Origin of the sequence: Salipiger sp. 1_MG-2023, from assembly GCF_030547555.1 — a bacterium.
Classification (GTDB): domain Bacteria; phylum Pseudomonadota; class Alphaproteobacteria; order Rhodobacterales; family Rhodobacteraceae; genus Salipiger.
On sequence record NZ_JAUOQN010000045.1, the window covers coordinates 16054 to 38487 of the forward strand.

General features: G+C 65.2%; 24 protein-coding genes. 9 read left to right on the forward strand and 15 right to left on the reverse strand.

The genetic code is table 11. The features are described 5' to 3' along the window. Positions 1 to 50: 50 nt before the first annotated feature. The 3 genes from Q4543_RS18035 to Q4543_RS18045 all read left to right on the forward strand — a co-directional run bounded on the left by Q4543_RS18035 (position 51) and on the right by Q4543_RS18045 (position 2229). Positions 51 to 938 (forward strand): LysR family transcriptional regulator, encoded by an 888-nt coding sequence (locus Q4543_RS18035; RefSeq protein WP_303440575.1) that lies wholly within the window; start codon positions 51 to 53, stop codon positions 936 to 938. Positions 939 to 1178: 240 nt separating this feature from the next. After that, on the forward strand, positions 1179 to 1361 hold the full coding sequence (locus Q4543_RS18040; RefSeq protein ID WP_303440576.1) for a hypothetical protein: 183 nt from the start codon (positions 1179 to 1181) through the stop codon (positions 1359 to 1361). 22 nt (positions 1362 to 1383) lie between these two features. Continuing rightward, complete coding sequence (locus tag Q4543_RS18045) at positions 1384 to 2229, forward strand: transglutaminase family protein (protein ID WP_303440577.1); 846 nt, start codon at positions 1384 to 1386, stop codon at positions 2227 to 2229. A 26-nt stretch (positions 2230 to 2255) separates the two neighbouring features. Here the strand turns inward: Q4543_RS18045 and Q4543_RS18050 are convergent, their stop codons facing one another. Continuing rightward, positions 2256 to 3464, reverse strand: coding sequence for an allantoate amidohydrolase (locus Q4543_RS18050; protein WP_303440579.1), 1209 nt, complete (start codon positions 3462 to 3464; stop codon positions 2256 to 2258). 172 nt (positions 3465 to 3636) lie between these two features. Here Q4543_RS18050 and Q4543_RS18055 point away from each other — a divergent pair, with 172 nt between their 5' ends. From Q4543_RS18055 to Q4543_RS18070, 4 genes are all read left to right on the forward strand, one after another. Further along, positions 3637 to 4575, forward strand: a complete 939-nt coding sequence (locus Q4543_RS18055) for a phosphotransferase (RefSeq protein ID WP_303440581.1) — start codon at positions 3637 to 3639, stop codon at positions 4573 to 4575. Next, entirely contained in the window at positions 4572 to 5522 is a 951-nt protein-coding gene (locus Q4543_RS18060; protein WP_303440583.1) for a choline/ethanolamine kinase family protein, read from the forward strand. The genes Q4543_RS18055 and Q4543_RS18060 overlap by 4 nt, the downstream gene beginning before the upstream one ends. A gap of 99 nt (positions 5523 to 5621) precedes the next feature. Next, the gene (locus tag Q4543_RS18065; RefSeq protein WP_303440585.1) at positions 5622 to 6458 is read left to right on the forward strand and encodes a DeoR/GlpR family DNA-binding transcription regulator; all 837 of its coding nucleotides are present in this window, start codon (positions 5622 to 5624) and stop codon (positions 6456 to 6458) included. Then, positions 6455 to 7297 (forward strand): helix-turn-helix domain-containing protein, encoded by an 843-nt coding sequence (locus tag Q4543_RS18070; RefSeq protein WP_303440587.1) that lies wholly within the window; start codon positions 6455 to 6457, stop codon positions 7295 to 7297. Before Q4543_RS18065 ends, Q4543_RS18070 begins: the two co-directional genes overlap by 4 nt. Positions 7298 to 7447: 150 nt before the next feature. Here the strand turns inward: Q4543_RS18070 and Q4543_RS18075 are convergent, their stop codons facing one another. Next, on the reverse strand, positions 7448 to 7870 hold the full coding sequence (locus tag Q4543_RS18075; protein WP_216002500.1) for a MarR family winged helix-turn-helix transcriptional regulator: 423 nt from the start codon (positions 7868 to 7870) through the stop codon (positions 7448 to 7450). Between the two features lie 135 nt (positions 7871 to 8005). Next, positions 8006 to 9046: a substrate-binding domain-containing protein gene (locus Q4543_RS18080; RefSeq protein WP_303440588.1), complete on the reverse strand. Its 1041-nt coding sequence runs from the start codon at positions 9044 to 9046 to the stop codon at positions 8006 to 8008. Positions 9047 to 9248: 202 nt separating this feature from the next. Here Q4543_RS18080 and Q4543_RS18085 point away from each other — a divergent pair, with 202 nt between their 5' ends. Next, the gene (locus Q4543_RS18085) at positions 9249 to 10688 is read left to right on the forward strand and encodes an amidase (RefSeq protein WP_303440590.1); all 1440 of its coding nucleotides are present in this window, start codon (positions 9249 to 9251) and stop codon (positions 10686 to 10688) included. Here Q4543_RS18085 and Q4543_RS18090 read toward each other — a convergent pair. The 12 genes from Q4543_RS18090 to Q4543_RS18145 all read right to left on the reverse strand — a co-directional run bounded on the left by Q4543_RS18090 (position 10681) and on the right by Q4543_RS18145 (position 21788). After that, the gene (locus tag Q4543_RS18090; protein WP_303440592.1) at positions 10681 to 11454 is read right to left on the reverse strand and encodes an urease accessory protein UreD; all 774 of its coding nucleotides are present in this window, start codon (positions 11452 to 11454) and stop codon (positions 10681 to 10683) included. The genes Q4543_RS18085 and Q4543_RS18090 overlap by 8 nt on opposite strands. After that, positions 11451 to 12056, reverse strand: coding sequence for an urease accessory protein UreG (ureG, locus tag Q4543_RS18095; RefSeq protein ID WP_303440594.1), 606 nt, complete (start codon positions 12054 to 12056; stop codon positions 11451 to 11453). The genes Q4543_RS18090 and ureG overlap by 4 nt, the downstream gene beginning before the upstream one ends. After that, positions 12053 to 13756 (reverse strand): urease subunit alpha, encoded by a 1704-nt coding sequence (gene ureC / locus Q4543_RS18100; RefSeq protein WP_303440596.1) that lies wholly within the window; start codon positions 13754 to 13756, stop codon positions 12053 to 12055. Before ureC ends, ureG begins: the two co-directional genes overlap by 4 nt. Further along, positions 13753 to 14427 (reverse strand): urease subunit beta, encoded by a 675-nt coding sequence (ureB, locus tag Q4543_RS18105; RefSeq protein ID WP_303440599.1) that lies wholly within the window; start codon positions 14425 to 14427, stop codon positions 13753 to 13755. The genes ureC and ureB overlap by 4 nt, the downstream gene beginning before the upstream one ends. A gap of 10 nt (positions 14428 to 14437) precedes the next feature. Next, entirely contained in the window at positions 14438 to 15088 is a 651-nt protein-coding gene (locus Q4543_RS18110; RefSeq protein ID WP_303440601.1) for an urease accessory protein UreF, read from the reverse strand. Beyond that, positions 15085 to 15555 carry an urease accessory protein UreE gene (locus tag Q4543_RS18115; RefSeq protein WP_216002508.1) on the reverse strand — a complete coding sequence of 157 codons (471 nt, stop codon included), beginning with the start codon at positions 15553 to 15555 and terminating at the stop codon, positions 15085 to 15087. The genes Q4543_RS18110 and Q4543_RS18115 overlap by 4 nt, the downstream gene beginning before the upstream one ends. A gap of 65 nt (positions 15556 to 15620) precedes the next feature. Next, positions 15621 to 17135, reverse strand: a complete 1515-nt coding sequence (locus Q4543_RS18120) for an amidase (RefSeq protein WP_303440603.1) — start codon at positions 17133 to 17135, stop codon at positions 15621 to 15623. 55 nt (positions 17136 to 17190) lie between these two features. Beyond that, positions 17191 to 17898, reverse strand: coding sequence for an ABC transporter ATP-binding protein (locus tag Q4543_RS18125; protein WP_303440604.1), 708 nt, complete (start codon positions 17896 to 17898; stop codon positions 17191 to 17193). Then, positions 17888 to 18613, reverse strand: coding sequence for an ABC transporter ATP-binding protein (locus tag Q4543_RS18130; RefSeq protein ID WP_303440606.1), 726 nt, complete (start codon positions 18611 to 18613; stop codon positions 17888 to 17890). The genes Q4543_RS18125 and Q4543_RS18130 overlap by 11 nt, the downstream gene beginning before the upstream one ends. Then, positions 18610 to 19650, reverse strand: coding sequence for an urea ABC transporter (locus Q4543_RS18135; protein WP_303440608.1), 1041 nt, complete (start codon positions 19648 to 19650; stop codon positions 18610 to 18612). The genes Q4543_RS18130 and Q4543_RS18135 overlap by 4 nt, the downstream gene beginning before the upstream one ends. Before the next feature lie 14 nt (positions 19651 to 19664). Further along, positions 19665 to 20531: a branched-chain amino acid ABC transporter permease gene (locus Q4543_RS18140; protein WP_216002513.1), complete on the reverse strand. Its 867-nt coding sequence runs from the start codon at positions 20529 to 20531 to the stop codon at positions 19665 to 19667. A gap of 21 nt (positions 20532 to 20552) precedes the next feature. Beyond that, positions 20553 to 21788: a transporter substrate-binding protein gene (locus Q4543_RS18145; RefSeq protein ID WP_303440611.1), complete on the reverse strand. Its 1236-nt coding sequence runs from the start codon at positions 21786 to 21788 to the stop codon at positions 20553 to 20555. A gap of 315 nt (positions 21789 to 22103) precedes the next feature. On the opposite strand from Q4543_RS18145, the gene Q4543_RS18150 reads away from it, so the two are divergent. Further along, positions 22104 to 22434: nitrilase-related carbon-nitrogen hydrolase (locus Q4543_RS18150; protein ID WP_303440612.1), on the forward strand; the 331-nt coding region annotated here is incomplete at its 3' end.

The window sequence follows — 22434 nt, forward strand, 5'->3', positions numbered from 1 at the left end:
ATCCAATTCATAATTATTGTAGATATCATTGGCCAGGTTTATGAAATGGCATGACCCTCGATCAGATCCGCATCTTCTTATGCGTGGCAGAGCTGTGCCATGTCACCCGCGCCGCCGAGCGGCTGAACCTGACCCAGTCCGCAGTCTCTGCGTCGATTGCCGCGCTGGAACGGCAATATGACGTGACGCTGTTCGATCGTGTCGGGCGCGGCATCAGGCTGAGCGAAACCGGGGCGCTGCTGGCAACCGCTGCGCGCCGCCTTGCCGGCGAAGCCGAGGCGACCCGCGCCTTGTTGCAGGATCTGTCCCGCACCCCGCGCGGACGGCTGCGAATCTGGGCCAGCCAGACGGTGGCAAGCTATTGGCTGACGCCGTACATGATGCGGATGCGCGCCGCCTTTCCACGGGTCGAGCTGACCCTGCATCCGGGCAACAGCGCCGAGGTGGCGCAGGCGGTTCTGGACGGCGAGGCCGATCTTGGCCTTGTCGAAGGCGCCGCGCCCGGCGGCGCGCTCACGGTGCGCGAAGTTGGACATGACGAGCTGTTGCTGATCCTGCCGCGTTGCCATCCGCTGGCGCGCAAGCCCGGTCTGGGCGCAGAGGAGTATCGCGCGATGCAATGGCTGCTGCGCGAACCCGGATCGGGCACAAGGACAGTGTTCGAGGATCATCTCGCGGCGATGGGGCTTGCGACTGGGGATCTGGACGCGGCCTTGCAGCTGCCGACCAATGAGGCGATCCTTGACGGCGTGCGCGCCAGCGGCTGCGTGTCGATGCTGTCCTGGCGCTCGGTGCGGCAGGCGCGCCATCGCGGCCTTGCGATGCGGCGCATCACCTGGGCGCCCCGCCCCCGCCGGGCCTTTCTGGCGCTGACCCACGCGGGGCGCGCCCAGACCCGGGCGCTGACGCAGTTTCTCGGCCTGCTTGACGCGCACTAAGGCAGGGGGCGGGCCTTGTCCGCCCTGTGCGGGCGGGCAGAGCGATTGTGTTTTGGTGGATAACGGTTCCCTCTCGCAATCTGTACGGAAATGGCCCACTGTAGCAACAGGAGACGTGGCCTTCGCCTGTTGCGCCGCCGATCTCCCCGCTCTGCGGACTGGTGCGCCGGGTCTGGCCTTTGGCCTGAGCATCGCGCCGCCACCGCGCAGAGCACGCGCAGATCCGGGAAAGGATCGACCATGACAGACGTAAAGCAGACCCCGCGCACCGCTGCCAAGCCCGTTCGGGCAGCGAAAGCCGCCGCCAAGACGGCGTCCAAGACACCGAAGGCCGAGAAGAAATCGATTTTCGACGAAGACTTCTCGCCGGTCGGATCGGAACGCCGCAAAGCGTGGTCGCAATACGACCGCCGGTCGCGCTGACTTAGCCGCGAAGGAACGACAGATGGTGTCTGACACGCCCGCGCAGCATAACCCTGCCGCGTACCGGATTCGGCTTGGCTGCCGTTTCCAGCTTGATTTTCCGCAACCGACCCCGCTGATCGCGATGCTCAACGTGCATTACAGCCGGGTCAGCGAGTTGACCCATGCCGATCACGTCACCACCCAGCCCAGCGTGCCGCAAAGTGGATACCGTGACAGCTTTGGCAACTGGTGCGTGCGTATGGTGGCGCCAGAGGGGCGGTTCAGCATCGGCACCGATACCACGATCCTCGATCCGGGCCATGCCGACATCCTGCCGGGGGATGCTGTGCAATCGCCGGTCGAGAGGCTGCCCCACGACACGCTGATCTTTCTGCTCGGCAGCCGCTACTGCGACACTGATCTGCTGTCGGAAGAGGCGTGGCGGCTGTTTTCCAAGACGCCTCCGGGCGGCGAACGGGTGCAGGCAATCTGCGATTTCGTGCACAATCACATCCGCTTCGATTACCTCGCAGCGCGGGCGACGCGCAGCGCGGCGCAGGCCTATGCTGAGGGCACCGGTGTGTGCCGCGATTACGCTCATCTGGCCATCGCCCTGTGTCGCTGCATGAACATCCCGGCGCGCTACTGCACCGGGTATCTTGGCGACATCGGTCAGCCTCTGCCCTATCCCCCCGGCGATTTCGCCGCCTGGATGGAGGTCTGGCTGGGCGGCAAATGGTGGAACTTTGATCCGCGCAACAACACGCCCCGGCAGGGCCGCGTGCTGATCGCGCGGGGCCGGGATGCCGCCGATGTGCCGATGATCCTGACCTTCGGGACCAACACGCTAGCTGGGTTCGAGGTCTGGTCCGACCTCGTGAGCTGAGCGATCACCGCCATGCGCCTGACGCGCTAGCTTGCAAGGCGGCGCAGCATCTCGCGGATGACTGCGCCGCCGTTGCGAAGATCCTCCGGCAGGGTCAATTCCTGCGGGCTATGGCTCAGCCCGCCGACGCTGGGCACAAAGACCAGCGTGCTGGGCATCACGGCGGCCAGCGCCAGCGCGTCATGGCCGGTGATGGTCAACATGTCGGTGGCGCTGAGTCCAAGCTCCGCCGCCACCTTCAGCGTCAGCGCGACGCCTTCGGGCGAAAGCTGCGTGCCGGGACGGGCCTCGTCGGTGGCGATCTCGATGGCGCAGCCAAGCGCGGCGATGGCCGGGGTGATCGCCGCCATGAAGCGATCGCCAGCCTTGGTACAGATGCGCTGATCGGGATTGCGGATTTCGAAATAGACGGTGACGCGGCTGGCGACGACATTGGGGCTGTCCGGCTCGGCGACGATCTTGGCGGCAGACCAGTGCAGCTGCCCCGGCTCGGCCTCCATCTGGGCATGAAACTCGGTGATCGCCAGCGCCGCCGCGCGCATCGCATCGCGGCGTTTGGCCATGGCGGTGGGGCCGGTGTGCGAGGGCGCGCCGACAAAGCTCAGCGTCAGCTTGCGCACCCCCCACGAGGCCGTCACCGCGCCGATCTGCACGCCGGTCTCGTCCAGATGCCCGCCCTGTTCGACATGCAATTCGACGTTGTGCACCGGGGTCAGCCCCAGCGCCTCGTCCCCCAGATAGCCGATCTGCGCCAGCGCCTCGCCCATGCTGACCCCGAGCCGGTCGCGCAGGCCAAGCGCGAACTCTGCCGTGTACTTGCCGGTGAACACCGAGCTGCCGGTCAGGCTGGGCTGGAACCGCGCGCCTTCCTCGTTGGTCCAGTTCACCACGGTCAGGTTATGCGCATAGCGCCCGCCCTCGGCATAAAGCGCCGAGGCCGCATCCAGCGCCGCCAGCACGCCCAGCGAGCCGTCGAAGCGCCCGCCGGTGGGCTGGCTGTCCAGATGCGAGCCGCACAGGATCGTGCTCTGCGCCCCCGGCGCGGTGGCAAAGGTCGCGAACATGTTGCCCACCGCATCGGTGCCGAGGCTGGCACCGCGCGCGGCGGCGATCTGCGCGAAAAGCTCGCGGGCGGCACCATCCTCGGGGTTGCCGGTCAGGCGGCACACGCCCTTGTCCGGCGTGGCCCCGATGGCGGCAAACCGGTCAAGAAGGGCGATCAGATCGTCTTGCATCATGGCTCCTCGGGGCTGTTGCCCGGCCATCCTGCGCTGCCCGCGCGCCCGCGCACAGGGGCGCAGGCGCATTGGCATGACATGGTGGACGCAGGGACAAAAGCCGCGCCCATCAAGGCAGGACAGCCCGCGCCCCCCGTGCCACCATGACCCCCGCAACAGCGAGGACCCAATGGACATCGAGCAGATCATCCGCAGCCTGCCCGGCTGGGAAGACCGGGCCCTTGTGATCGAGGCCGCGATCCCGGTGCTTGCCTCGCCCTCGTGGCGCGGCGTTGACGGCGCGCCGCTGGTGGCGCGCGATACGCAAACCGGCGCGCAGCTGTTCGTCAAGCAATTGCACGTAGACACCGCGTTCTACATCGACGCCGACGCGGCGTTTCAGGCCGCCCGCATCGCTGGCGAGGCCGGGGTCGGGCCGCGCGTGCTGTTTGCCGATGCCGGCGCGCGGGTGCTGGTGAGCGAATATCTGGGCGCGGGCTGGCGCACGGCGGGGCTGGAACATGCCGCTGATCCGGGGTTCATCGACCGGGTGCTGGCGGCGCGGGCCAAGCTGGCCGCAGGCCCTGCCCTGCCTGCGCGCGCCGATGTCTTTGCCGATCTGCAACGCTTTGCCGCGCTGATCGCCGACAGCGGCGCGCCGACCGCCCCGGATCTGCACTACGCCTACGACACCGTGATGCTGGCGGCGGAACGCGCCTCGGGCGATGCGCCGGTGCCGATCCACGGCGATGGCAACCTGTCGAACGTGCTGTTTCACACCTCGGGCGAGATCCGTCTTGTGGATTACGACCGCGCCGGCATGGGCAGCCCCTGCGAGGAGCTGGGCAGCGCGCTGGTCGAGATGTGCGCCTTCGAGCCGCCCGCCCGCGCCGCGTTTTCCCGCGCCGCCGCGCGCTTTGGCCTGCCGGACAACGACGAGGTGTTCGACCGCATCCGCCTGTGTGGCGTCGCCGATGATCTGCGTTGGGCGATGATCGGCATGCTGATGGGGCATCTGAGCCCGCGCAAGCACGAGGAATTCTACAAGTTCGGCCTGTGGCGGATGGTGCGTCTGCGCGCCGCCCTGCGCGACCCCCGCTTCGGCGAGAGACTGAGGAGCGTGGCATGACCCCCAAGCGCCGCATCGGAGAGGCCCGAACCCAAGACGAGCACAGCGCCGAAGCCGCGATCCGCAGCGTTCCGGGCTGGCAGGGCCGCGAGGATGATATCGTCTACCGGATGATGGTTGGCGGGCTGAACAATCACAACTGGCACATCTCGGTGGCAGGCGATCCGCGCTCGTATTTCCTCAAGATTCCCGGCGCGGGCACCGAGATCTTCATCAACCGCGCCACATCCTACGAGGCGGCGGTGTTCGCCCATGGCGTCGGCATCGCGCCAGAGGTGATCTTTCACGACCCGGCCAGCGGCACCGAGGTTCATGAATTCCTCGAAGGCCACACCACCTGTACCACCGCCGATTTCATGCGCCCCAAGGTGCGCGATCAGGTGATCCGCTTGTTCCGCACGCTGCATTCCGGCCCGGTGCTGAGCGAGGTCAAGACCATCTTCGATCTGATCGACGAGCATTTGCAGCAGGCCGCCGAACTGGGATCGTCGATGCCCGAGGATTTGCCGTGGCTGCTCTATCACTATGAAAAGATCCGCGCCGCCTTTGCTGCCTCGGGGATGGATCTTGTCACTTGCTACAACGATCCGATGCCGGGGAATTTCCTGTTTTCGCCAAGCGGCGAGCTGAAGCTGATCGATTACGAATTCGCCTCGGCGAACGAGCGCAGCTATGACATCGGCGTCTTTGCCTGCGAAATGTTCCTCGAGGAAGACGAGACCGATGCGCTGATCGAAACCTATTTCGGGCAGGTGACGGCGCAGATGCAGGCGCGGGTGGCGCTGTGCCGCATCCTCGCCGATCTGAAATGGGGCTCCTGGGCGGTGGTGAATCGCAGGCTGTCCGACTGGGATTTCGATTTCCAGAAATACGGGTTGTGGAAATACATGCGTGGGCGGGCGCTGATCAGCGATCCGCGGTTTGATCGCTGGCTGCGGCTGGCCTGATGCCCAAATAAGCGGCAGTCATCCACGGGTGCCTGGCTTTTGACCGGCCATTTACTTGAATATTCAATTTTCAACACGAAGAGTGATCCCCGGACGGCCTTGGCCGACCGTTATTTCCCGTGGGACCGCATGGCCGACCAGATCCTCTCTTCCCCCCGCCGCCCAAGGGCCGCCCGTCAGGATCGAATCCTGACCAAGCTGCGCGCGCAACCGGCGCTGCGCGCTTCGGAACTGGCGCAGATACTGGATGTCTCGCACGAGACGATCCGGCGCGATCTCATCGATCTCGACCGGCGCGGGTTGTTGCGCCGCACCTATGGCGGCGCCGAACGCCCGCTGCGCTTCGAGGCGCCGCTGGCCGAACGTCGCAGCATGCATGTGCAGGCGCGCGCCCGCATCGGCAGCGATGCGGCGGAGCAGATCACGCCCGGACAGGTGGTGATGATCGGCAGCGGCGCCACCTGCTGGCACGCGGCGCGCGCGCTTGCGGCCAGTGGCCGGCAGCTCACGGCGATCACCAATGACCATCCCGTCGCCGAGGCGCTGTGCGACAACCCGTCGGCGCAGATCATCACCCTTGGTGGCCGCCTGCACCCGTCCGAACGCTACGCCTCGGGGCCGCAGGCCATCGAAGAGCTGACCCGTTACCGCGCCAACTGGGCGATCCTTGGGGCGTCGGGGGTCGATAGCCTTGGCGTGCATGACATCGATGATCTTGCGGCGGGCATCTGTCGCCACATGATCCGTCAGGCGCAGCGGGTGGCGATCGTGGCCGACCGTTCGAAATTCGACCGTCCCGCGCTGGCCCGCATTGCTGGCTGGTCAGAGGTCGATCTGCTTGTCACCGACGCCGCGCCCGACGGTGCGCTGGCGACGACCCTCGCCGCCCATGGCGTCGACGTCCTTCACCCTTGCGAAAACAGACCGGATCCATGACCCTTCAACATCGTGCCCTGACCGCTTCGGGCGGGCTTCATCTTTCACTCGGCCCGGTCGAGATCCTGCGTCGCGGCGAGGCGCAGGCCCGACTGATCGCCGGGTCGGCCCCAGAGCCCTGCTATCACCTGATCTTTCCAATGCAGGCGCCGCTGCAGTTCTGCCAATCGGGGCTGACCGGCGACATAAGGCCCGGCGGCTATGTACTGCTGCGCGGAGATCGCTTTTACGAGCTGCGTTCGGCCAGCGATCTGGCGCAATGGGTGGCGGTGCTGCCGGCCCGCGCGCTTCAGGATCGGCTTGTCGCCGCCGACACCCATGTTGGCGGGCGCTTCCGCCCCGATCCGCAGATGTCGGCGCTGGTCTCGCGCACGATCTCGGCCACGGCGCAGGTGTTCCGCAGCGGCCCACCCCCGCGCCCCGAGGCGCTGGCGGCAGAGATCGTCGCCCTCGCCGCGCTGATGCTGGGTGCCGAGGAAGACGGCGGCGCGCCGGTGCGCACTGGGCGCACCCGCACCCGGCAGCGCATCATGGAGCATATCGAGCGCCACCTGCCCGACCCCGAGCTGACCCCCGACAGCATCGCCCGCGCCATGGGGATCTCGCGCAGCTATCTATACGCGCTGTTTGCCGATGGCGGCGAGACCGTGTCGGGCTTTGTGCGCAGCCGTCGCTTGCAGGCGGCCTATGAGCTGCTAGTCGGCGACGCCAAGGGCGGGTTGGCGATTTCCGAGGTCGCCTACCGCACCGGCTTTCGCAGCGCGGCGCATTTCTCGCGCAGCTTTTCGCGCCGGTTTCAGGCCACGCCCCGCGACATCCGCGCCGGAGCCTCGCGCTGAGCGCGCCCTTGCGGGCGGTGACCCCGGCATTTGACGGGGAGCTGCGGCGAAGCCCTGCCGCGCGGGGTCGACCGGGGGCGGTGGTGATTTAGATCACCGGGTCCGCCCGCGCTTGGCGGGTCGTCTTCAACACCTCGAACGGGGTGGGGATCACCCCGCGTTGAGATCCGCCAGAATCCGCCGCACGTCGCCAAGCTCGTCCGAGCCAAAGGCCTCGGCGATGTGGCGCTCGTGATCGTCGCCGACGTTTTCAAGCTCGCGGCACAGCGCCACGCCCTTGGACGACAGCGCAACGCGCACCTTGCGGCGATCCTGCTCGTCGGGAACGCGAAACACCAGCGCCTCGCGCACCATGCGATCGATGATCTTGGTCAGGGTCGCCGGCTCGACCAGCACCCGTTCGGCAAGATGGCCCATCGGCAGCGGGCCTTCTTCTTCGAGCGATTTCAGGACCCTGTACTGTTCGATCGCGATACCGTTGGCCGACAGGCGGCGCGACAGGTCCTCTTCGATCAGCCGGTTCGCCCGCGCGATGAGATAGCCGAGCTGCTCGGTAAATTTCGGATCCGCCATGGTGCCTCCTTGGACCACCTGAAAACTGTCAAGGGTTTAGCACTCAGGGTTGAACTAATCCACAACATTTGAAACGGACAATACCATCTTGCCAACAGCCGCCGACGTAAAAGTCACAGTGCGGCTGGCCAGATCTCAGGAAGAAAACGCTGATCTGACGACGAAATCGATGCCCTCTGCCTCGGCCAGCCGCACCCCGGCGGCGGCATCGCTGCGCCCGATCATATGATAGGCGTGGTCGCGTTGCAGACGCGGGCGCAGGAAATGCGCCATCTGGCAGCCATCGATGCGCCCGACCTGCCGCGCGATGGCGGCAACAAGGTAGATCGCGTCGTAACAGCCAACCGCATTGGCGGTCATCGTCGGGCGCTGCCCGGAAAAACAGGCGTCGTAGCGTTCGGCCAACGCATCGCGCCCGTCGCCCCGGCTGGTGTCGAAATAGGCCTGCGCGGCGAACAGGTTTTCTGTTCCCACGTCGGCCAGCGCCAGCAATTGCGTCTCGTCGAAGGCCAGATTCAGACGGATGACACTGGCGGCAAGCCCGTCTTCGGCGAAGGCCCGGTTGAAGCAGACGGAATCCTCGCCCAGCATGGCGATGACCACCACATCGGCGCGCGCCTTGCGGATGGCGTCAAGCACCGGGGCGTAATCGCGCTGGCCCAGCGGCATCAGCGCCTGCCCGACAAACAGCCCCCCCGCGTTCCGCACCGCCTCTTCGGTGGTGCCATGGGCAACGCGCGGCCAGATATAATCATTGCCGACGAAGAAGAACCGCTTGCCACCGCGATGCTGCGCCAGCCAGTCAAGCGAGGGGTTCAGCACCTCGCTATCGGTGATGCCGAGCGGCGCGGTGCCCGGCCCGCAAAAGCCGCCCTCGTAGTGCGGCGTGTAGATATAGGGGGCCAGCCCGGCCAGCCCACGCCGCACCGCAGGGCGCAGATCGCTGGATTGCAGACCGATCACCGCGTCAACGTTTTCATCCAGCGCAAGGCGCTGCGCCGCCTTGCAGGCGCTGTCGCGGCTTTCGCCGGAATCGACTTGCACGATATCGATTTCCTGCCCAAGCACGCCGCCCGCGGCATTGAGTTCGGCGGCGGCCAGAAAAGCGCCGCCCTGACAGCCAAGGGTCCAGATGCCGGCGAGGCCTTCGTGCGAGAGGATGAGACCGATTTTCATGACGTATAGCGGTAGCGCAGGTTGGACCTCCGCACAAATCCTGTGGAACTGCACCATCGCGCTGACAGGGCGTTTGCCTGTTTCCTGAGCGGTTCCAGCGGATCCATCGCCAGAATTGCGCTGGAAGCGATAACGAACCTTTCGGTATTTGTATTTATGGTATTTGCCAAATCAAGTAAATGCGCCGCTTGAGGAGAGTCCCATGAATGCCCACACCCCCAACCTGTCAACCCGCGACATCCCGGATCTGTCGCTGATGGACACCAGTCGCCTGATCGCCTCGGGGCAGGCAACGCCGCTGGACGTGACGCAGGCGGTTCTCAAACGGGTGTCCGAGGTGGATGGCGCGCTGACGGCCTATATCGCGCTGACCGCAGACCGTGCCCTCGCGCAGGCGCAAACCGCCACGGACGAACGCGCCGCCGGGATGGATCGCGGCCCGCTGCACGGCATCCCCTTTGCGCTCAAGGATCTGTGCGAGACCGATTTCGCGCCGACCTCGGCGGGGCTGGCGCTGCTCAGGAACAACCAGACCGGGCGCAATGCCACGGTGACGACGCGGCTGGAACAGGCGGGCTGCGTCACCATCGGCAAACTGGGCATGACCGAGGGCGCCTATTCGGGCCATAACGACAAGATGGCGGTGCCAAAGAACCCGTGGAACTCCAAGCTGTGGGCGGGCTCGTCCTCGTCCGGCTCGGGCGTGTCGGTTGCGGCGGGCATGGCCTTTGGCGCGATCGGGTCCGACACCGGCGGGTCGATCCGCTTTCCGTCGGGGTGCAATGGCATCACTGGCATGAAGGGCACATGGGGCCGGGTCAGCCGCCACGGCGTGTTTGCGCTGGCCGACAGTCTTGACCATGTCGGCCCGATGGCGCGCAGCGCCGAGGATTGCGCCGCCGTCATGACCGCCATCGCGGGCGCGGATGTCAGCGATCCCACCGCGCTGATGGCGCCGGTGCCCGATTACCTTGCCGCCTGCGCCGGGCCGATCCGGGGTATGCGCATCGGCATCGACCGCGCGGCGGTGATCGACGGTGCGGCGCCTGAAACGGCCGCAGTGATCGCCGAGGCCATCGCTGTATATGAATCGCTGGGCGCCCAGATCGTGCCAATGTCCTTCCCCTTCCCTGCCGATGCGGTCGATCAATGGACGGTGCTTTGCGCCATCGAGGTGGCGCTGGCGCATCAGGGCCGGTTCCCCGAACAGCGCGACGGCTACGCGCCGCATCTGAGCGAGCTGCTGGATTACGGGTTGAGCCTGACCGCCAAGGACGTTGGCGCGGCGATGCAGTGGCGGCTGGTCTATAACGGCTCGGTGGCACGGGCGATGCATGGGCTGGACGCGGTGCTGTTTCCAATCACCAGCGGGCCGATGCCCGAACTCGACAACATCTATGGCGCGCCCACGGCAGGCAAGGGCGAGAACCTTGGCGACATGCTGAAATTCACCGCGCCGGCGGATTTCACCGGCTGCCCGTCGCTGACCCTGCCGGGAGGCTTTGACAGCCGCGGCGGGCCGATCGGGTTCCAGCTGATGGGGCATGCGCTGACCGAGGACAAGCTGTTCAAACTGGGCGCGGCGTTCCAGCGGGTGACCGATTTCCACACCAAACGCCCCGATCTGACGCCGTTCAGATAAGCGTGCGGATCTGCCGGAAGGCGCGGTCGAGCGCGCCTCCGGTCGTTGCGGCGATGCGCAGGATCTGTCCTGCGCCGCCCCGCGCCGCGCCTGCGGCGGCGTAACAGTCGGGCAGATCCAGCGGGCCGTTTTCGAACGGGGCCGATCCGATGAGTGTCACGGTGCCAAAGGCGGTCATGCCGCCGGGCAGCGCCTTGAGCGCGATCAGGTCGGCCTCGGTGACATGCTGGCGCTCGCGAAAAAGCGTGTGGCCATCGGCGCGCACCACCTGCAAATCGGATTTCCAGACCCCGCCAGCGTCCGGCGCTGCGGGATCGCGGCGGCAGAAGCCGTCAAACAGTACCGCCCTTGCGCCCACGTCCAGCGTGAGCGTGATGCGCTGGTGCATCTTTGCCCCGCTCATCAGCACGTTCGGATCGGCAAGGTGGCGCAGGGTTGCGCCACGATCGGCGCGCAGGGTCCAGTCGGAGCAACACTCGCGCCCGCGCCGCGCATCGGCGTGGATCATCAGGGCCCCGGCGCTGAGCAGATCGACGCTGCCGCCCGCCTGCACCGTCACCTCGTGGCGCCAGTGATCGCCGGGCAGCAGCGCCGCGCCAGCGCATTGCGGCAGCACCGTCAGCGGGCCGGTCAGCCCGGCGCGCCGGTAGCCGCGCGGCAGCGACCACGGCCATTCCACATGCCGATCGAGCAGCGACGTGCCGCCATCCGGCGCGATGCCGCAGATCAGCGACACCTGCGCGCGCTGCGTCGCGAAATCCTTCACTTGAACAACACCTCGCGGCGCAAATGCGCCACCACCTCGGCGATGCCGCTGCCCTTGCGGCAGATCGTCGGCAGCACCGCGCCGCCGCCGCGCACCGCCGTTGCCTCGGCCAGCATGTTGGGGAAATCGACGCCGACGTGCGGGGCGAGATCGGCCTTGTTGATCACCAGCAGATTGGCCTGAAGGATGCCCGGCCCCTTCTTGCGGGGGATGTCATCGCCCCCCGCCACGTCGATCACGAACATCCAGTAATCGACCAGATCCGGCGAAAAGGTCGAGGCAAGATTGTCGCCGCCGGATTCGATCAGGATCAGATCCAGCCCCGGAAAATCTGTTTCAAGCCTGTCGGCGGCGGCCATGTTCAGCGTGGGATCTTCGCGGATAACGGTATGCGGGCAGGCCCCGGCCTGCACCGCGCGCACCCGGTCGGGGGCCAGCTGCCCGCCCTTGCGCAGACGTTCGGCGTCTTCGTCCGTCACCAGATCGTTGGTGATTACGGCGGTGTCGATGCCAGCTTCGGCCAGAAGCGGCAGGATGGCTTCGATCAGGGCGGTTTTGCCGGAGCCGACGGGGCCTCCGATGCCGACGCGGGCGGCTGTCATCTCAGGAAGTACTTTCTTGCAAGGGGAACATTGCGGGCGGGGTCTGCGGTGAGGGGCACGCCATCGGCCTCCACCTCGAAGGTCTGCGGATCGACGGTGATCTTTGGCAGCGCGGCGTTGCGGATCATATCGGCTTTGCCGAGCTTTCGGGTGTTGCGGATCTGAACGAAAGGTTTCTTTACGCCCAGCTTCGTTTCGGTGCCTGCCTTGATCGCAAGCTCGGAGACAAAGGTGACGCCAAGGTGGTGTTTGGCGCTGCCAAGCGCCCCCCACATCGGGCGGTGGATCATCGGTTCGGACCCCACGAAGCTGCCGTTGCCATCGCCCATGGTGGCCCAGACGATGGTGCCGCCTTTGATGACGGTGCTGGGCTTGGCGCCAAAGAAGGCAAACGGCCAGAGCACGATATCGGCCATCTTGCCCGGCGCGATAGAGCCGACCTCGTGGTCGATCCCCGCCGCAATGGCCGGGTTGATGGTGTATTTTGCAACATAGCGCAGGATGCGCTGGTTGTCGGCGCTTGCAGTCGTCTCTTCGGGCAAACGGCCCACCCGGTCCTTCATCACCGATGCCAGCTGCCAGCATTTCGCAAGGTTTTCGGCAAGGCGCCCCATGCCCTGGGTGTCGGTGGCAAAGATCGAAATCGCCCCCATGTCGTGCAAAAGGTCTTCGGCCGCCATGCTTTGCGGGCGGATGCGGGCCTCGGCAAAGGCGACGTCCTCAAGCAGATCGAAGCTCATCATATGGGCGAGCATGGTCATCGGCACGCCCTCTTCTAGGGCGGGCAGCGTGTAGGGGTTGGTCGGGTTGGTCGAAGAGGGCAGCACGTTGGGATAGCCGTTGACCACAAGGATATCGGGGGCATGGCCACCGCCCGCGCCTTCGGTGTGGTACATATGGATCGAGCGGCCCGCGATGGCCTCCATCGTGGTCTCGTAGAAGCCGAATTCGTTGATGGTGTCGGTGTGCAGGTGCACCGAGAAATCGGAGTTGTCAGCGGCAATCAACGTACCATCCAGCACCGCAGGCGAGGCGCCGAAATCCTCGTGGATCTTCACCCCCAACGCGCCGCCAGACACGCTTTCCGCAACCGCCTCGGGGTTGGAATTGCCGCGCCCCAGAAAGCCGAAGTTCAGCGGGTATTCATCGGCGGCCTGAATAAGCCGCCCCAGCACGTGGGGCCCCGAGCAGGACACATCGAAATTCGGCCCCGGAGACATGCCGATCATCGTGGTGCAGCCCCCGGCCAGCGCGTGATGGCATTGCTGGGGCGAGAGGAAATGCGCATGTGCCTCGATCGCGCCGGCGGTGACGAAATGGTTGTCGCCATGCACCACGGTGGTGTTGGGGCCAGTCACCATGCCATCCGTCACGCCGTTCATGATGTCGGGGTTGCCGGCCTTGCCCACCCCGACGATGCGCCCGTCGCGGATGCCGATATCGCCCTTGAGAATGCCCAGCTCGGCGTCGATGATGATGGCGTTCATGATCACCATGTCCAGCGCGCCGTTGGCGGCGGTGCCACTGGTGCAAAAGCCTTCGCCGTCGCGCATGATCTTGCCCGCGCCAGCGGTCAGCTCATCGCCGGGATGGGTGTGATCGAATTCGATCTCGGCCAGAAGCGAGGTATCGCCAAGGCGGACCATATCGCCCGTGGTGGGCCCGTACAGCCGGGCATAAGCGTCGCGGGTCAGTTTCATCGCATGTAGCCCCTTTGGGTGGCGGCATGGATCGCCGTTTCAAGCCCGCCGTCCACCGGCCCTTCGGTGAGGCCCGCAAAACCGTGCACCACGCGCTTGCCGCCATAGGGCACCAGAACGACGTGTTTTTCGATGCCCGGATCGAAGCGCTCGCCTCCCCCTGAGGGCCGGTCGAGCCGCATACCGAAGGCCGCCGCGCGGTCGAATTGCAGCGCCGGGTTCACTTCGAAGAAATGCGCGTGAGAGCGGACCTGAATGGTGCGATCGCCGGTGTTGAGCACGCTGAGCGTGATCGCCTCGCGGCCTGCGTTGATCTCGATCTCGCCTTGCGCGGGGATGACCTCGCCGGGGATCGGATCGCCGGGCGCGGGGGCGATGGGGTCGAAGACGGTGACCAGCTTGGTGCCCTCGGCCATCGACACCTCGACCGAGAAGGTTTTCAGCATATGCGCCACGCCCGGCTCGACCTGATCGGCGCGCAGCAGGGTTGACGCATGGCTGACGATTTCGCTGTGGCTATGGCCGTGGCGGGCAAAGGTCAGCAATTCGTCGGCCAGCAGCGCCACCGCCTCGGGGTGGGCCAGGCGGATGCCCTGCGCGACATAGCGGCGGGCCAGTTCTGCGGCGGTGAAGATGGTCAGCCGCTCGAGTTCAGTGGGGGTCAGGTGCATGACCGTCTCCTTAGTTGATGAAAAGCCGCCCCTGCCGGGGCCGCATCAGCGCCACATCGGGCAGCGGCATCGCGCCAGAGGGCAGGTCTTGCGCATCGGGCACTGTCGCCAGTTCGGCGATCAGCGGGGCCAGCGCCAGCAGGTCGCGCTGGGTGGTGATCGCCCCGGCGATGCCCAGCCGCACGGCGGCGGAAAACGCCCCGCGCGCAAGGCTCAGCGCCGAGGTTTCCAGCGCCGCGCCCAAATCCAGCCCGCAGGCCCGCAGAAAGACCCCATGCGCCACCGCGAAATGCCCGACCCCTGCGGCCTGCGCCGCCAGCGCGCCCGGATCCATCGCGATGCGCAGCGCCCGGGCCGAGGCGAACAGCGCATCCCCGGCCTGCGCACTGTCCCGGCGCTGGGTTTCCACCGGCATCAGCGCATCGACGGTCTCGAACCAGCCGCTCAGCGCCTCGCCGGTCAGGCGAAAGCCCCCGGCCAGCGCGATGCGATCGAAGCGGTGCCAGCGGGTGCGCAGATCAAGCGCAACCCAATCCGCAAGGCTGCGCTTGCAGACCTGCCCTTCGGCCAGCGCGCTTTCCAGCCCCCAGGAATAGGCAAAAACGCCCGAGGGAAAGCCGCTGTCGGCCAGCTGCATCGCCCGGATGGTGGCAAGGCTCATGCGTCCTCGATCACGAATTCTGCCAGCCCGCGCAGATCGGCGAGCCGCGCTTCGTAGCGCGCGCGCGGACCGTCGAGCACCACGTCCATGACGCCTTGGCCAAAGATCACTTTCCAGTGCAGGTTGCCGCACCAATGGCCAAGCCGCATCGCGTCGTCGATGCTTGCCGGGCGCAGCCGCATCCGCGCCGCACCGTCGATGCGCGCCACGATGGCCAGACGCCCGTCGTGAAACAGCACCGCGCCGTCGCTCAGCCCCTGTTCGCGCGGCAGGGCAATGGCGCAATCGCGGCCCCGGTCGGTGGTGACGCGCATGCGCTTGCGCGCGGCGTCGGCCTCGGGGATCGACAGGAATTCCACCCCGCCCTCATGTTCCAGCGCGTGCAGCCGGTCATGCCACTGTGCATCCGCCGCCATGCCCAGCACGGTTTCAAGCATCATCGGCCCGTCCGGGCTGTGGTCTTTCATGTCTTTGTCCTTGATCGAAAAAAGGCCCGCCCCGGCGTAACGGGGCGGGCAAGTTGTCGGGGATCTTACCAGCTGGTCCAGTCGCCGGATTTCTCGAAAGCATCGCCCAGCGTGTAGAGCGTCTTTTCATCCCACATCTTGCCGACCAGCATCATGCCCACCGGCAGGCCGTTCACCTTGCCACAGGGCACCGACAGCGCCGGGTGATGGGTGATGTCAAAGGGCGCAGTGTTCGGCAGCATGTCGAAGGCGCGCTCGACGATCTCTTCGCGGCTGGCATCAGGGCCGGGGATCGGCGTTGCGGTCATCGGCACCGTCGGCATCAGGATGGCATCGTAATCGGCCAGCACGGAGTCATAGGCGGCACGCAGGGTTTTGACGATGTTATGGGCTTTGCCGTAATAGCGCTTGCCGTGCTGATCGTCAGCATATTGCGCGAACATCATGCCCAGCTTCAGCGTCTCGGACAGCTCATCCGCGCGCTCGCGCCAGCCACGATGGAAATCCATGAAGCTGGTGACATAGAGATCTGGGCGCGAGGTGCCATAGCCATCGCCCAGCATCATCGTCTGCGTCAGACCCTGAAGCCCGATCGGGGTCCAGATCGCGAGGCCCATCAGGTGCATCGGGATCGAGACTTCCTCGACGATGACGCCAAGCGCTTCGAGCTTCTTCGCCGCTTCGCGCACCTTGTCATCGGACGCGGCTTCGCTGGTGGCATGGCCGAAGCCTTCCTTGAGGATAGCGACCTTCATGCCTTTGACCGGCTTGTCGAGGCCTTCGGTATAGCCCGACACCGAAATGTCGATCTGCCGACTGTCATAGCCATCCGAGCCCGCGAGCACTTCGAGCAGCAGCGCGTTGTCGGCCACGGTCGCGGTGATCGGGCCGGCGTGGTCGACGGTGATCTCGATCGGCACGATGCCGGTATAGGGCACGAGGCCATGGGTCGCCTTCATGCCGACGGTGCCGCAGAAGGCCGAGGGCATACGGATCGATCCGCCCTGATCGCCGCCAATGGCCATGTCGACCTCGCCCTTGGCGACCAGTGCCGCCGAGCCAGACGACGAGCCACCAGCGGAGCGGGTCGGGTCATGCGGGTTGCACACCGGCCCCAGCGCCGAGGTGTGCGAGCCGCCCGACATGCAGAAACATTCGCAATGTGCCTTGCCAACGATGGTCGCGCCCGCGTCCAGCATGCGCGTCACGATGGTTGCATCGACGTTGGGCACATAGCCTTCGAGCGTCGACGAGCCGTTCATCATCGGCACGCCCGCCAGCATGACGTTGTCTTTCAGAACGATGGTCTTGCCCTTGAGCTTGCCCTCGGGGGCGCCCTGCACGGTGGATTTGACATACCATGCGTTCAGCGGGTTGTCTTCGACGGGCGGCTGCACGCCGGGGCTGCGCGGGTAGGTGATTTCGGGCAGCGGGTCGATCATCTTGTCGACGGCGTTATAGGCATCGACATAGCCCTGCATCAGCCCCTGAAAGGATTTCACATCCTCGGGCGACAGGTTGAAACCAAGCCGGTCGGCCACATCGGCCAATTGTTCTTCGTTCGGAAGTTTCACAGACATCCGGTCATTCCTTGTTGTGATATTGTGCTTGGGGCGCCCCGGCCGGGGCGCCGGGTCAGCCGGTGAAGCCCATGAAGGCGCTCACCGCGCTGGAATCGGTCAGCTCGGCCTTCGGGATCTCGCGGTCGAGCACGCCGTTGGAAATGGCATAGACCCGGTCCGACAGGCCGGTGATGAAGTCGAGGTTCTGCTCCACCAGCACGATGGTGATGTCGATCTTCTTGGTGAGGGCGGCCAGCGTGTCGGAAATTTCGTCGATGATCGACGGCTGGATGCCCTCGGTCGGCTCGTCCAGCAGCATCAGGCGCGGGTGGCGGGCAAGGCAGCGGGCCAGCGCCAGCAGCTGCTGTTCGCCACCCGACAGCGCCCCGCCGCGCCGGTCGAGCAGGCGTTGCAGACGCGGGAACAGCTCGAGCATTTCATCGACGATGCGCGCGACCTCGGCCTTTTTGCCGGGGATGGCGACCTCGAGGTTTTCCTTGACCGACAGGTTGGGAAAGATCTGGCGACCTTGCGGCACAAGGCCGATCCCCATCTTGGCCCGCGCGTTGACGGCACTGCCAAGGATGGATGTGCCGTCGAAATTGATCTCGCCCCCGGTGACCTTCACATAGCCCATGATCGAGCGCATCAGCGTGGTCTTGCCCATGCCGTTATGGCCCAGAATGCCGACGACCTCACCGGCATTGGCGTGAAAATCGACGCGGTGCAGCGCCGGAACAAGCCCGTAGGCGGCCGAGAGGCCCTTGACGTCAAGCAGCATTGGCCTGTTTCCCCAGATAGATCTCCTGAACCTCGCGGTCCTGCATGATGTCGTCGATCATCGCCTCGCGGAAGATCGCGCCGCGGTTGAACACGGTGACGAATTTGGCGATCTGGCGGATGAAGGCCATGTCGTGCTCGACCACCACCACCGCCGCCGAGCGCGCAGATTCCAGCACCAGCTGCGCCAGCCGGTCGCGCTCATCGCCGGTCATGCCCGCCGCCGGTTCATCCAGCAGGATCAGTTTCGGCTCGCCCGCCAGCACCATCGCCAGCTCGACCAGCTGGCGCTGACCGTGGCTCAGCAGACCAACCTCGCGCTTGGCCAGATGGGTGATGCCGCAGCGCTCCAGCGTGTGCATGGTCAGCTCGCGCGCCATCGGCTTGAGATGCTTGCGCCGGGCCGAAAGCCGCACGTTTTCATAGGCGGTGATGCCGTCGAAGACATTGGGCACCTGAGTCTTGATGCCGACCCCAAGGTTGACGATCTGGTGGGTATGCGCGCCGGTGATGTCCTGCCCCGACAGCGTGACCTTGCCGCTCGTCGGGGTCAGCTGCCCGGTGAGGCATTTGAAGAAGGTGGATTTCCCCGCCCCGTTCGGCCCCAGCAGGCAGCGCAATTCGCCGTCCTTCAGGTTGAAATCGACGTTATCCACCGCCGTGACGCCGCCAAAGCGCATGGTCAGGCCACGGGTTGTCAGGATGTGATCGCTCATTCGCCCACCGCCTTTCCGGCCATGGCAGAGCCATGGTTGCGCTTCCACAGGATGTAGCCGCCCAGCATCAGCGAGCGCGCGGTCGGCACGATGCCCTTGGGCAGCGCCAGCACGAGGATCATCATGATCGCGCCCAGCACGGCGATGGAATTGACCACGTCGACCGTGCCCAGTTGCAGCGTCAGCCATTGCAGCAGGATGCAGCCGATGATCGGGCCGACCAGCGTGCCGACGCCCCCCGCCATCACCCAGACAAGCGCCTTGGCCGACATTTCCATCGACACCGAATTGGGGTCGATAAAGGCCTGATAGGTGGCCCACATCGCCCCGGCGATGCCGGCAATGCCGCCGCCGATGGCAAAGACGATGACCTTCTGCTTGCGCACGTCATAGCCCAGCAGGCTGGCGCGGGTCTCGTTTTCGCGGATGCCGATGGACACCCGGCCAAAGTCGGACGCGATCAGGAAGCGCAGCGCCACATAGATGAAGATCAGGAAGCCCATGAAGACCTGAAACATCTGGCCCGGGTCGAGCCATGCCGACGGATCACCCGGAATGTGCAGCGTCGGGATCGACGGGATGCCGTTGAAGCCGCCCAGCCGCGCCGAACCAATGGAATATTCCGGGCCAGCGGTGTGGTTGATCAGCTTCCAGAAGATCAGCGCCACCACCAGCGTCACCACGCCAAGATACACATCCGACAGCCGCCCGTAGAACATGAAATAGCCGAGCAGGACGCCAAAGATCGTCGGGATGACAAACGCCAGCAGCATCGGGATCGTGGTCGATCCCATGTTGATCGACGCCACCGCGAACGTATACGCGCCGAGGCCAAAGAATGCCGCCTGACCAAAGCTCAGGATGCCGCCAAAGCCCCAGATATAGCCCAGCGACAGGGCGAACACCGACAGCACCACGTATTGGGTGATCTGCATGATGGTAAAGAGATCCAGCATCACCGGGGCGATGAACATCACGGCCAGCCCGATGGCGATCATGATGTAGAAACCGGGATCTCGGGTAACGGGTTTTTCCATGAAACCGTGGTCCCTTACAAAGATTTCTTGAAGATGCGGCCGGTGATGCCCTGCGGCAGCAGGCGCAGCAGAACCAGCGCGGCCAGCAGCAAGGCAGCATCGCCATAGACCGGCCCGGTGAGGAAGGTCATGCCCTGGCTGATCGAGCCCAACAGGCCGGCGGCGGTGAGCGTGCCGGTGATGACCGAAGCCCCCCCGGTGATCACCGTGATGAAGCTTTGCGCGATGAAGTTCACGCCCATGGTCGGCACCACCCCGGTCATCGGGGCCAGCAGCGCCCCGGCAAAGCCGGTGACCGCCGATCCAATGCCAAAGGTCGCCATGTAGACCCAGCGGGTGGGAATGCCGAGCGCCTCGGCCATGTCCGGGTTCTGCATGGTGGCGCGGGCGATCAGCCCGGCCTTGGTGAATTTCAGCGCCGCCCAGATCGCCAGCAGCAGCGCGATCGCGGCAAAGATCAGCACGAAGTTATAGCGCGGCACCTGATATTCGCCGATGCTCATGCCGCCCAGCGGGGTGGCAACACCGGTGACGGAATTGCCGAAGATCATCGTCACGCCGCCGATCATCAGCATCGACAGGCCCCATGTCGCCAGAAGGCTGTCAAGGATGCGCCCGTACAGCCGCTGGATCACCAGCCGCTCTACCAGCACCCCGAAGATGCCCACCACCACGGGCGCAAGGACGAGCATGGCAAACCATTCGTTCACGCCATGCCGGGCAGAAATCACCACGGTATAGCCGCCCAGCATGAGGAATTCGCCATGGGCGAAATTGATGATGCGCATCATGCCGAAGATGATCGCCAGCCCCGAGGCCAGCAACACCAGCCACGCCACGGCACGCACCATTTCAAGGGCGATTACAAGCGTATAGTCCATGCTCGTCTCCTGCTTTTCAGATCAGAGGCTGATCTCGAAGTGCTTGTTCGAGTCCGGGTTTTCGACCAGATCGCAGACCATCTGCGTGTCGGCGGGCGGGCTGTCGGGGAAGGCTTCCTTGATGTTGAACACCTGATCCTGCAGCTCGGCGATATAGACGTCGCGAATGGCGTGCTGGGTCTTGGGATCGATCTTCACCTTGCCCGCAGGCATGTCGTAGGTCTTGCCCGAGGTCAGCACTTCGAGCAGCGCATCGCGCTCGGTGGTGCCGGCGTCGGCCACCGCGTCGGCCCACATCTTGACCGCCTCGTAGGTGACTTCGGAAATCTCGGACATCACCCAATCCTTGTCGGGATAGGCCGCCGCGACCTTTTCAAGGAAGGCTTTGTTGGTCGGGTTGTCGATTTCCTCGAAATAGCCAAAGGACGCGGTGATACCGTTGCCCTCTTCGGCGGTCAGGATCAGCTGGTCCGACCCGCCCGCGCCCAGAACGGTCGACATCACCGGGATTTCCGATTTCATGCCAGCCGCCGCCCACTGGCGGTAAAAGCCCATATGCGAGGTGCCAACCAGCGCCGACAGCACGAAGTCGGGCTTGGCGCCCTGGATCTTCGACACGGTCGCGCCGAACTGCGACACATCAAGCGGGAAGAATTCGGTCTCGACCACCTCGCCGCCGTTTTCCTCGACGTAGCGCTTCACCCAGGCCGCGGTGATGTGGCCATAGTTGTAGTCGGCTGCGATGGTGTAGACCTTCTTGCCATACAGGTTCATGCCATAGGGGATGAGCCGGGCAACGGTCTGCGCCGGGGTGGTGCCCAGCGTGATCTCGTTGCGATCGCACACGCCGCCTTCGTACTGGGTGTTGTAGAAGTAGAAGGTGTTGTAGCGGTGAAAGATCGGGCGGATCGTCTCACGGCTGGCCGAGGTGATGCCGCCCATGACCACATCGACGCGATCCTTGAGCGCCAGCTGCGTGGCGAATTGCGAATACAGCGACATGTTCGACTGCGGATCGTAGATCACCGGCTCGACCATCTTGCCAAGCAGGCCGCCGGCCTCGTTGATCTCGTCGATGGCCAGCTTGAACACCTGATTCATCGGCACGCCGACAGCGTCCAGCGCGCCGGACAGGTCGTGAAGCCCGCCGATCTTGATAGTGTCGGACTGGGCGCGCGCAACAAGCGGCGTGGCCAACGTGGCCGCGCCCGCCATGCCGGTCGAGCGCAGGAAAGAGCGTCTGCTGAGCTTGGTCATGTTCGTTCCCTGTTGATCTATAATCCGGCAGACGCTTTCCGATTTGCTTGAAACTGCAAATATCTAATTTGGAAAATATCTATGCGCCGCCTGATTTCGCCCAATTACTACGCAATATTGCGGGGCATCAGATTACAAAGCAGGCAGCATCAGAGGTTTCTCTGAGCGTTTGCACCGGAAACCGGCGGTGATCTTTTGCAGCGTCCGACCGCCGCCGCCCCTCTCACGCGCAGGCAGGACAAAACACCCTTGATCCGAGATAGTTTCCATTTCAAATATATTGCCGCCCCGAAGATGCTGCTCAAGGAGCCCGCAATGCCCTGCCCTGCCCCGTTCAAGACCGCGACCATCCAGTTCGAACCGACGATGTTCGCCAAGGAGCAGAACGTCGCCTCTCTGCTGAAGATGTGCGAAGAGGCCGCGCAGGGCGGTGCCAAGCTGATCGTCACCCCCGAAATGGGGACAACCGGCTATTGCTGGTATGACCGCTCCGAGGTTGCGCCCCATGTCGAACCCATCCCCGGCCCGACCACCTCGCGCTTTCACGACATCGCGGCGCGGCACGGGATCTACAGCGGGCTCTGTTGCACAAAGCCTGTGAGGGATTCACCTTGCGAATCCAGTGCGATAACTGGAGGGGATGAGC

Coding starts and splice junctions, on each gene's coding strand:
- Q4543_RS18035 (WP_303440575.1), top strand. CDS start 51: ATGACCCTCGATCAGATCCGCATCTTCTTATGCGTGGCAGAGCTGTGC.
- Q4543_RS18040 (WP_303440576.1), top strand. CDS start 1,179: ATGACAGACGTAAAGCAGACCCCGCGCACCGCTGCCAAGCCCGTTCGG.
- Q4543_RS18045 (WP_303440577.1), top strand. CDS start 1,384: ATGGTGTCTGACACGCCCGCGCAGCATAACCCTGCCGCGTACCGGATT.
- Q4543_RS18050 (WP_303440579.1), bottom strand. CDS start 3,464: ATGCAAGACGATCTGATCGCCCTTCTTGACCGGTTTGCCGCCATCGGG.
- Q4543_RS18055 (WP_303440581.1), top strand. CDS start 3,637: ATGGACATCGAGCAGATCATCCGCAGCCTGCCCGGCTGGGAAGACCGG.
- Q4543_RS18060 (WP_303440583.1), top strand. CDS start 4,572: ATGACCCCCAAGCGCCGCATCGGAGAGGCCCGAACCCAAGACGAGCAC.
- Q4543_RS18070 (WP_303440587.1), top strand. CDS start 6,455: ATGACCCTTCAACATCGTGCCCTGACCGCTTCGGGCGGGCTTCATCTT.
- Q4543_RS18075 (WP_216002500.1), bottom strand. CDS start 7,870: ATGGCGGATCCGAAATTTACCGAGCAGCTCGGCTATCTCATCGCGCGG.
- Q4543_RS18080 (WP_303440588.1), bottom strand. CDS start 9,046: ATGAAAATCGGTCTCATCCTCTCGCACGAAGGCCTCGCCGGCATCTGG.
- Q4543_RS18085 (WP_303440590.1), top strand. CDS start 9,249: ATGAATGCCCACACCCCCAACCTGTCAACCCGCGACATCCCGGATCTG.
- ureG (WP_303440594.1), bottom strand. CDS start 12,056: ATGACAGCCGCCCGCGTCGGCATCGGAGGCCCCGTCGGCTCCGGCAAA.
- ureC (WP_303440596.1), bottom strand. CDS start 13,756: ATGAAACTGACCCGCGACGCTTATGCCCGGCTGTACGGGCCCACCACG.
- ureB (WP_303440599.1), bottom strand. CDS start 14,427: ATGCACCTGACCCCCACTGAACTCGAGCGGCTGACCATCTTCACCGCC.
- Q4543_RS18110 (WP_303440601.1), bottom strand. CDS start 15,088: ATGAGCCTTGCCACCATCCGGGCGATGCAGCTGGCCGACAGCGGCTTT.
- Q4543_RS18115 (WP_216002508.1), bottom strand. CDS start 15,555: ATGAAAGACCACAGCCCGGACGGGCCGATGATGCTTGAAACCGTGCTG.
- Q4543_RS18120 (WP_303440603.1), bottom strand. CDS start 17,135: ATGTCTGTGAAACTTCCGAACGAAGAACAATTGGCCGATGTGGCCGAC.
- Q4543_RS18125 (WP_303440604.1), bottom strand. CDS start 17,898: ATGCTGCTTGACGTCAAGGGCCTCTCGGCCGCCTACGGGCTTGTTCCG.
- Q4543_RS18130 (WP_303440606.1), bottom strand. CDS start 18,613: ATGAGCGATCACATCCTGACAACCCGTGGCCTGACCATGCGCTTTGGC.
- Q4543_RS18135 (WP_303440608.1), bottom strand. CDS start 19,650: ATGGAAAAACCCGTTACCCGAGATCCCGGTTTCTACATCATGATCGCC.
- Q4543_RS18140 (WP_216002513.1), bottom strand. CDS start 20,531: ATGGACTATACGCTTGTAATCGCCCTTGAAATGGTGCGTGCCGTGGCG.
- Q4543_RS18145 (WP_303440611.1), bottom strand. CDS start 21,788: ATGACCAAGCTCAGCAGACGCTCTTTCCTGCGCTCGACCGGCATGGCG.